The 3,605-nt window shown below is 68.8% G+C and carries 2 protein-coding genes and 1 pseudogene; 2 read left to right on the top strand and 1 reads right to left on the bottom strand.

Annotation, left to right across the window (positions count from 1 at the left end; translation table 11 throughout):
• Positions 1-106: 106 nt before the first annotated feature.
• Positions 107-1,630: an oligopeptide:H+ symporter gene (locus ACIQOV_RS32615; protein WP_359906132.1), complete on the bottom strand. Its 1,524-nt coding sequence runs from the start codon at positions 1,628-1,630 to the stop codon at positions 107-109.
• Positions 1,631-1,961: 331 nt separating this feature from the next.
• On the opposite strand from ACIQOV_RS32615, the gene ACIQOV_RS32620 reads away from it, so the two are divergent.
• Together ACIQOV_RS32620 and ACIQOV_RS32625 are read left to right on the top strand one after the other, a co-directional pair.
• Positions 1,962-2,636 (top strand): response regulator transcription factor, encoded by a 675-nt coding sequence (locus ACIQOV_RS32620; RefSeq protein ID WP_030058577.1) that lies wholly within the window; start codon positions 1,962-1,964, stop codon positions 2,634-2,636.
• A gap of 59 nt (positions 2,637-2,695) precedes the next feature.
• A pseudogene (locus ACIQOV_RS32625) lies at positions 2,696-3,535 on the top strand (histidine kinase dimerization/phospho-acceptor domain-containing protein); the annotation flags it as partial.
• Positions 3,536-3,605: the final 70 nt, after the last annotated feature.

Here is a 3,605-nt window from a genome sequence, read left to right on the forward strand (position 1 = left end):
GAGCGCCGTTCCCGGACCAGCCGGACCGCCTCGCCGCTCTCGTGGCCGAGGCCGATCAGCGCCTGCGCCGCCACCAGGCCCGAGCGGTTGTACCCTGGCCGGTCCGTCAGCGCACGTCGCCCATGAGGGCCTGGACGCGCTTGCGGTAGCCGAAGACGGCGAGCCCGGCGAGGACGGCGAGCGACGCCTGCATCGCGATGATCCCGTTGCCGTCGAGGTTGACGCCGGCCAGCGAGAGCAGGCTGGTGGTGCAGTCACCGGCGGTGACGGCGAGGAACCAGACGCCCATCATCTGGGAGGCGTACTTCTGCGGCGCCATCTTGGTGGTGACCGAGAGGCCGACCGGGGAGAGGCAGAGCTCACCGATGGTCTGGATCAGGTAGATCGAGACGAGCCACATCGGGGAGACCATGGTGCCGCCGTCCGCCATGTTCATCGGGATGATGAAGATGAAGAACGAGGCGCCGACCAGGACCAGGCCCATCGAGAACTTCACGATGGTGTTCGGCTCCTTGTTGCGGCGGGAGAGCCACAGCCACAGCCAGGCGAACACCGGCGCGAGCGCCATCACGAACAGCGGGTTGAGCGACTGGTACCAGGTGGCCGAGAAGCCGAGGCCGAACAGGCTGTCGGCGGTCTTCTTGTCGGCGAACAGGGAGAGGGTCGACCCGCCCTGGTCGTAGATCATCCAGAAGATGGCGGCCGCGGCGAAGAACCAGATGTAGGCGGACATCTTGGACTGCTCGCCGGCGCTGAGGTCCTTGTCGCGCTTGATCCGGACCAGCACGGCGATCGGGATGAGCAGACCGGCGAGGGTGAGCGGGACGAGGGCCCAGTTCAGGGTGTAGACGCCCAGCCCGACGATCACGGCGTAGAAGACGGCGGTGGCGGCGACGGCGATGCCGGCCTTCACCAGCAGGCTGTTGCGCTCCGCGGGCTTGAGCGGGTTGGGGACCTTGCTGCTCTTGGGGCTCAGGTGGCGGCTGCCCAGCAGGAACTGCACCAGGCCGAAGGCCATGCCGACCGCGGCGATACCGAAGCCCAGGTGCCAGCTGTACTCCTTGCCGATCGTTCCGATGATGAACGGGGCGACGAAGGCACCGAGGTTGATGCTCATGTAGAAGACGGTGAAGCCACCGTCGCGGCGCGGGTCCTCGGGGCCGTTGTAGAGCTGGCCGACCATCGTGGAGATGTTGGCCTTCAGCAGCCCGGAGCCGAGCGCGACGAGGAGCAGGCCGAGGAAGAACGCCGCCTGGCCCGGGACGGCCAGCGCGATGTGGCCGAACATGATCACGAAACCGGCGATGGCGACGGTCTTGCGGGCGCCCCAGACCCGGTCACCGAACCAGCCGCCGGGGTAGGCCATGAGGTAGACCATCGAGACGTAGACGGAGTAGATCGCCGTCGCCGTCGTCGCCGTCATGGCGAGGCCGCCGCCCTGGCTGCCCACGGCGGCGTCGGCGCCACCGGAGACCAGGTAGTAGATGAGCAGGGCGCGCATGCCGTAGTAGGAGAAGCGCTCCCACATCTCGGTCATGAACAGGGTGGCAAGACCTCGGGGGTGCCCGAGGAAGGTCTTGCCGCCGGGAGAGGCCGACGTCATGTCGGCGTCCAGGGTCTTCGACGCCATGAGTAGTGGTTCCTTGCCTGACAGCGTCCGCCTCTAGGGGGGTGGCGGCGGACGTGGACGAAACCACTCTACGTGGCGACATTTGGCTTTATCAGATGACAAAAGCCTTGAATTAGGTATGGGAATGGCAAAGTCGGCGCCAGATCTTCCCGATCTATCGATGGTAGATGGGCGCGTCTTCCTTCGGTTTCAAGATCCAAACGGAGATTCTTCACCGAACGGCCGGTCCGCCGCGGCTCGTTGGGTGCGATCAGGGTCTTGTATAACGATCACACTCTGTGAACTACCTCACAGGGCGTCCGGCGTTACCCCGGCGGACTACCATCACCACATGACCTGTGTGCTGCTCGCCGAGGACGATCCGGCGATCTCCGAACCGCTCGCCCGGGCCCTGCGACGCGAGGGCTATGAGGTGCTCGTCCGCGAGGACGGTCCGACCGCACTGGCCGCGGGCCTCACCGAGGAGGTCGACCTCGTCGTCCTGGACCTCGGCCTGCCCGAGATGGACGGCCTGGAGGTCTGCCGCCGCCTGCGTGCCGACGGCAAGAGCTGCCCCGTCCTGGTGCTCACCGCCCGCGCGGACGAGGTGGACACCGTGGTCGGCCTGGACGCCGGTGCCGACGACTACGTCACCAAGCCCTTCCGCCTGGCCGAACTGCTCGCCCGCGTGCGGGCCCTGCTCCGGCGTGGCAACGTCGACCAGCTCACCACCGGCGCGCACGGCGTGAAGATCGACATCGAGTCCCACCGCGCCTGGCTCGGCGACGAGGAACTCACCCTCTCCGCCAAGGAGTTCGAGCTGCTGCGGGTCCTGGTCCGGGACGCCGGCCGGGTGGTCACCCGCGAGGAGATCATGCGGCAGGTCTGGGACACCACCTGGTGGACCTCCACCAAGACCCTGGACATGCACATCTCCTGGCTCCGCAAGAAGCTCGGCGACGACGCGGCCAACCCCCGCTACATCGCCACCGTGCGCGGAGTCGGGTTCCGGTTCGAGAAGAATTAGTCCCTGACGGAGAACGGGCCCTCGGCCCGCGGCAGTGGAACACCCCGGGGAGCGGCAGCGTGAAACGCAGGATGATCAACTCGCTGCTGGGCGTCGTCCTGGTGGTCGTCGTGGTGTTCTGCGTACCGCTCGCCCTGGTCGAGAAGCGGACCATCGTCAACTCGGCCCAGGACCGGGTGGACGCGGCCGCCGTCCGGGTGCTCGCCCTGGTCGAGAGCCGGCTCGCCGCGGGGGAGCCGGTCACCGGGCGGGCCTTCGAGAGCCAGATCACCGAGGGCAGCTACGTCGAGGTGCAGGTGCCCGGCCAGCCGGTGGTCTCCGCGGGCGAGCGCCCCGCCGGGAACCACCTGCTGAAGGCCGTCGAGCGCGGCAACAGCGGCGAGACCGTCACCGTCGAACAGTCCCGCGAGGACGTCGACCACGAGATCGCCAACAACCTGCTGCTGCTCGGCGTGGTCGCCCTGCTCGCCGTCCAGGCCGCGGTGGCCCTCGCCGTCTGGCAGGCCAAGCGGCTCGCCCGGCCGCTCACCGACCTCGCCGAGACCGCCGAGCGGCTCGGCTCCGGCGACCCGCGCCCGCGCGACCGCCGCTACGGGGTGCCCGAGCTCGACCGGGTCGCCGAGGTGCTGGACACCAGCGCCGAGCGGATCGCCCGGATGCTCACCGCCGAGCGCCGGCTCGCCGCCGACGCCTCGCACCAGCTGCGCACCCCGCTCACCGCGCTCTCCATGCGGCTGGAGGAGATCACCGCCCTCGCCGAGGAGCCGGAGACGGTCAAGGAGGAGGCGACCATCGCCCTCCAGCAGGTCGAGCGGCTCACCGACGTGGTCCAGCGGCTGCTCACCACCCAGCGCGACCCGCGCAGCCCCACCGCCGTCGCCTTCGACCTGGACGAGGTGTCCTCCTGCAACGAGGTGAACAACTGCGCCCGGCCCGGCTGAGTGAAGTCCTCGGCGCGCAGCCAGCGGC

It is taken from the genome of Kitasatospora sp. NPDC091257 (assembly GCF_044757675.1).
Lineage (GTDB): Bacteria > Actinomycetota > Actinomycetes > Streptomycetales > Streptomycetaceae > Kitasatospora > Kitasatospora lactacystinica.